Source organism: Spirillospora sp. NPDC046719, assembly GCF_040645715.1.
Taxonomy (GTDB): domain Bacteria; phylum Actinomycetota; class Actinomycetes; order Streptosporangiales; family Streptosporangiaceae; genus Spirillospora.
The window spans coordinates 1-5,288 of sequence record NZ_JBEYYT010000553.1 but is presented as its reverse complement, the minus strand read 5'-3'; the positions used below and the strand labels follow the sequence as shown (position 1 = coordinate 5,288).

Here is a 5,288-nt window from a genome sequence, read left to right as displayed (position 1 = left end):
CCCGGCCCGCGTTCACCGGGCCGGGCGGCCGGGTCAGCCGGGCGAGGCCTCGGCCGAGCCGGTCGGCGACGGGGTCGCGGACGGCGAGGGGGTCGTCGCGTCCGGGGTCGGCTTCGGCCGGCCCGCGCCCGCCTGCTGCGCCGCCGACAGCGCCTCCTGCGCCCGCTTGATCCGCTTCCAGGCGTCGCCCATGCCGGGGTAGTCGCCCTTCTGCTGGGCCTTCTCGTAGTCGCTCACGGCCTTCTGCAGGTCGCCGATCGCCTGCTGCTCGTCCCGCGTCAGCCGGCCGTCCCCGGGCGGCGTCACCGCAGGGGCGCCGGTCCCGCCGAGGACCTGCTTCAACGCGTCCCCGAACGTGCCCGCCGCCGCGATCCGGGTGCCGTACCGCACCAGCACCTTGCCGAGCAGCGGGTACGGCTGCTGCTCCTTCCCGCCGGACGCCTTGGTGTACATCGGCTCGACGTACAGCAGGCTCCCGCCGAACGGGATCGTCAGCAGGTTGCCCGCGACGGTCTTCGTCCCGCCCTGCCGCAGCGCGAACAGGTCGCCCTTCACCTGCGAATCCGTCTCGAACGAGTTCTGCACCTGCCCCGGCCCCGGCGGCTGCGCGTCCCGCGGCATCTGCAGGATCCGGATCTGGCCGTAGTACGGGCTCGACGGATCGGAGTCGACCGCCATGAACGACGCGAGCTGCGGGTTGTCGCGCGGGTTGAACACCGTCGTCAGGGAGAACGCGGGGGAGGCGTCGAACGGCGCCGGCATCTTCAGGCTCTGGTAGTACGGCGGCTGCAGCTTGCCCCGCGTCGTCGGGTCCTGCGGCACCTCCCAGAAGCCCTCGCCGTTGTAGAACGCCGACGGGTCCGTCACGTGGTACTTGGTGAGGATCTGCCGCTGCACCTTGAACAGGTCCTGCGGGTAGCGGAAGTGCTTCAGCAGGTCGTCCGGGATGCTCGACTTCTTCTGGACGGTGTCCGGGAAGACCTTCATCCACGTCTTGAGGATCGGGTCCTCGGTGTCCCACTGGTACAGGTGGACAGCGCCGCTGTAGGCGTCCACCGTGGCCTTCACCGAGTTCCGCATGTAGTTGATGTGGTCGTTCGCCTGCCGCGCCACCGACGAGCGGGTGTCGGTGATCGTGTCGCGGGTCGCCTCGCCCAGGCTCGTCTGCTCCGAGTACGGGTACGCGCCGGACGTGGTGTAGCCGTCCACGATCCACACGACCCGGCCCTGCACCACCGCCGGATACGGGTCGCCGTCCAGCGTCAGCCACGGCGCCGCCTTGTGCACCCGCTCCCGCGGCGACCGGTCGTACAGGATCTGCGCGCCCTTCTTGATCGCGCCGGACAGCAGCAGGTTCTTGTCCTGGAACTTCGCCGAGTACAGCAGCTTGTGGAAGAACGAGTCGATCGGGACGCCGCCGTTCCCGTCGTAGGTGGTGCTCTGCTGCCCGTCGTCCGGGCTGTTGTCCGGGTAGTTCAGCTCCTGCTGGCCCTTCCCGCCGGCCACGGAGTAGCGCGGCGACCGCTCCCCGAAGTAGATCTCCGGCCGCGTCACCTGGATCCGCTGGCCGGACGAGGCCGGCATGTCGCGGGTGATGAAGTCCGGGTTCCCGCCCTGCGCCATCTGGTCGCCGTACGCCGACACGAACCCGTAGCCGTGCGTGTAGACCATCCGGTCCTTCACCCAGCTGCGCTGCCCCGACGGCGCGCCCGACAGCTCCCGCAGCGCCACCACCGTGTCGGTGGTCCTGCCGTCCACCGTGTAGCGGTCGACGTCCAGGGTGTCGGGGAACTTGTAGAACGGGCGGATCCGCTGCAGCTGCTCGAACGTCGGGCCCACCACGTTCGGGTCCAGGACGCGGACGCCGCCCAGCCCGTTCGCCTCGTCCTGCAGCTGCTTCTGGTCCGTCACCGGCGACGACCCGTACGGGACGACCTGCGCGCCGCCCACCCCGTACGCCCGCCGTGTGAAGTCGATGTTGCGCTGGATGTAGCCGCGCTCCTTGGCCAGCTCGTCCGGCTTCACCTGGAACTGCTGGATCAGCAGCGGGTACAGCCCGCCCAGCAGGATCGCCGACAGCACCAGCAGCGTGAACCCCACGCCCGGCAGCATCATGCCGCGCCGCAGCAGGTTGCTGAAGAACATCACCGCGCACAGCAGCGCGATGACCGCCAGGATCGTCTTGGCGGGCAGCAGCGCGTTCACATCGGTATAGGACGCGCCGGTCGTCACGCCCCGCTCCGAATGGACGAGCCCGTACCGGTCCAGCCAGTACGCCAGCGCCTTCAGCAGCACGAAAAGCCCCACCAGCACCGACAGATGCGCGCGCGCGGGCGGGCTCGCCTTGTCGCCCGGCCCCTGAAGCCGCAGACCGCCGTACAGGTAATGCACCATCACCGCGGCCAGGAACGACAGGATCACCGTCGCGAACACCACGCCCAGCACCAGCCGCAGGAACGGATAGGTGAAGACGTAGAACGACACGTCCTTATGGAACTGCGGGTCCTTCACGCCGAACGACGTGCGGTTCAGGAACGCCAGCCACACCTGCCACCGGCCCGCCACCGACGACCCCGTCAGCACGCCCAGCAGGAGCAGCAGCCCCAGCGAGATCAGCCGCCGGCGCGGATCGATCACCGACCGGTACCGCTCCAGCCCCTGCTGCTCCACAGACAGCGGCCGGTACGCCGGGCGCAGCCGGTACGCCACCGCCACGTTCGCGCCCACCACCAGCGACATCAGCAGGCCCGAACCGGCGAACAGCACCGCCTCCGCGCGCAGCTGCGTCGTGTACACCTTCGAGAAGCCGATCGAGCGGTACCACAGCAGATTCGTGTAGACCGCGGTGAACACCAGGAAAACCGCCAGCAGCAGCGCCAGCGCCACCAGGACCGGCAGTATCGGCCGGGTGCGCCCGGTGCCGAACCGGCGCCCCGAACCGGGAGTCCGGAAGGCCAATTGCCCCTCCGATCGAGATGCGGCCCACCGGCCGCGCGCCGGTGCTGTGTAAGCAACTTACCGACTACCACCCGGGTTCCCGTATTTCCCGGTCCCCGGACGGGGAAAGATGGGCCCCGTGAGTCTTCTGGAAGAAGTCGTGCTGGACCTCGAACGTCACTCGGCACAGGAGGGCTGGGACTCCGCTCCCCGCCTCTACGCCCTCGTCCGCAGCACCGAGCTGCGCCGCGCCGAGCCCGAACTCGCCGACCAGCTCGGCCTGCCCCCCGACGCCGACACCCTCGCCGCCCTCGAACAGCCCGCCCTCCCCGAGAAGGCCGGCGTCGAGGACGCCCTCGCCGCCATCGCCTGGCCCGACGCCGTCGAGGGCTGCGCCCTCGTCATCGAACGGGTCGTGCTCCCGCCCGAGGCCGAGGACGAGATCCCCGAGGACGAGGCCGAGGCCGCCGAGTTCGCCGCCGGCCACCCCGCCCGCGAGGACGTCCGCATGATCGTCGGCGTGCTCCGCGACGGCACCCGGCACTCCGCCCTCCGGCTGCGCCGCCACGACACCGACGACGAGGTCCTCGCCGGACCCGACCTCGTCCCCGCCCTCGCCGAGGCCCTCGCCGCCACCTTCGAACCCGACGAGCCCGCCCCTCGCCCCTAGCGGGCCGCCCTCCGGGAGGTAGCCTGCGGAACGTGAGCGAAGACAGCGCCGCCGCCGGGAACGTCATCCGGCTCGCCGAGATCCGCGACACCCCGCTCTCCGTCGACGAGGTGTTCGCCGCCGTCGGCGACCCCGCCGCCGGCGGCGTCGCGCTGTTCGTCGGGACCGTCCGCGACCACGACCACGCCCGCGACGTCAGCGCCCTGTCCTACAGCGCCCACCCCACCGTCCGGCGCGAGCTCCTCGCCGTCATGGAGAAGGTCGCCGCCGACCTCCCCGTCCGCGCCCTCGCCGCCGTCCACCGCGTCGGCGACCTCCAGATCGGCGACCTCGCCGTCGTCGTCGCCGCGTCCTGCCCCCACCGCGCCGAAGCCTTCGACGCCTGCCGCCGGCTCATCGACGACCTCAAGGCCCAGGTGCCCATCTGGAAGCACCAGACCTTCGCCGACGGCGGAGACGAGTGGGTCGGGGCCTGCTGAGCCCCCCGGGCCGCATAGAGTTCCGACCATGTCTCGTCGTGCCGCCACGCTCACCGTCGCGAGCGTCCTCATCCTCGCGCTGGCCCTCGTCGGCTCCCTCATGCCGGTGCCCTACATCGCGCTGATGCCCGGCCCGACGAGCAACACCCTCGGCACGAACGAGAAGGGTCAGCAGGTCATCACCATCGACGGCCGCCAGACCTACCCCGACCAGGGGCACCTCAACTTCACCACCGTCACCTACCGCGGCGGCCCCGGCGGGCGCATCGACCTGTTCACCGCCCTGCGCGGCTGGCTCGACCACGACACCGCGATCGTCCCCGAGGAGCTCTACTTCCCCAAGGACCAGAGCCAGAAGCAGGTCGACCAGGAGAACACCCGCCAGATGCAGGACTCCCAGCAGAGCGCCAAGGCCGCCGCCCTGCACGAGCTCGGCGTCCCCCTGCAGACCCAGGTGATCGTCCAAGGCGTCCAGAAGGGCCGCCCCGCCGACGGCAAGCTCCAGCCCGGCGACCAGGTCACCGCCCTCGACGGCGCCAAGGTCACCAGCACCGCCCAGGTCACCGGCAGCATGGCCAAGCGCAAGATCGGCGACAAGGTCACCCTCACCGTCCAGCGCGGCGGCAAGGAGAGCACTCAGACCTTCACCACCGTCGCCGACCCCACCGGCAAGCGCGCCGTCGTCGGCGTCGTCCTCGGCGACCAGTACAAGTTCCCCTTCAAGATCGACATCAGCGTCGGCGACATCGGCGGCCCCAGCGCCGGCCTCATGTTCGCCCTCGCCATCTACGACAAGCTCACCCCCGGCTCCCTCAGCGCCGGCAGGTTCATCGCCGGCACCGGCGAGATCGACCCCGACGGCCAGGTCAGCCCCATCGGCGGCATCCAGCAGAAGATGATCGCCGCCCGCCGCGCCGGCGCCACCGTCTTCCTCACCCCCGCCAAGAACTGCTCCGAAGCCGTCGGCGCCCGCCCCGCCGGCCTCCGCCTCGTCCGCGCCGACACCCTCCACAGCGCCGTCCAGGCCATCAACGCCATCACCACCGGCAAGGGCGCCGTCCCCGCCTGCACCAAATGACCCACCGATTTGGTCGAACCCCCGCCATGCCATAGAGTTAAGACATCACCGCGGGGTGGAGCAGTTCGGTAGCTCGCTGGGCTCATAACCCAGAGGTCGCAGGTTCAAATCCTGCCCCCGCTAC

At 70.7% G+C, this 5,288-nt stretch carries 4 protein-coding genes and 1 tRNA gene; 4 read left to right on the top strand and 1 reads right to left on the bottom strand.

Translation table 11 applies throughout. The annotated features are described in order from the left end of the window. Nucleotides 1-33: 33 nt before the first annotated feature. A complete protein-coding gene (locus ABZ914_RS45795) occupies nucleotides 34-2,958 on the bottom strand; it encodes a UPF0182 family membrane protein (RefSeq protein ID WP_500200946.1) in 2,925 nt (974 codons plus the stop codon). Nucleotides 2,959-3,067: 109 nt separating this feature from the next. On the opposite strand from ABZ914_RS45795, the gene ABZ914_RS45790 reads away from it, so the two are divergent. From ABZ914_RS45790 to ABZ914_RS45775, 4 genes are all read left to right on the top strand, one after another. After that, entirely contained in the window at nucleotides 3,068-3,607 is a 540-nt protein-coding gene (locus tag ABZ914_RS45790; protein ID WP_433140429.1) for a PPA1309 family protein, read from the top strand. A 32-nt stretch (nucleotides 3,608-3,639) separates the two neighbouring features. Next, nucleotides 3,640-4,086 (top strand): molybdenum cofactor biosynthesis protein MoaE, encoded by a 447-nt coding sequence (locus tag ABZ914_RS45785; RefSeq protein ID WP_433140426.1) that lies wholly within the window; start codon nucleotides 3,640-3,642, stop codon nucleotides 4,084-4,086. Between the two features lie 28 nt (nucleotides 4,087-4,114). After that, nucleotides 4,115-5,164: a YlbL family protein gene (locus ABZ914_RS45780; protein ID WP_500200945.1), complete on the top strand. Its 1,050-nt coding sequence runs from the start codon at nucleotides 4,115-4,117 to the stop codon at nucleotides 5,162-5,164. A 49-nt stretch (nucleotides 5,165-5,213) separates the two neighbouring features. Further along, a tRNA-Met gene (locus ABZ914_RS45775) sits at nucleotides 5,214-5,287 on the top strand. The last annotated feature ends 1 nt before the right edge of the window (nucleotide 5,288 follow it).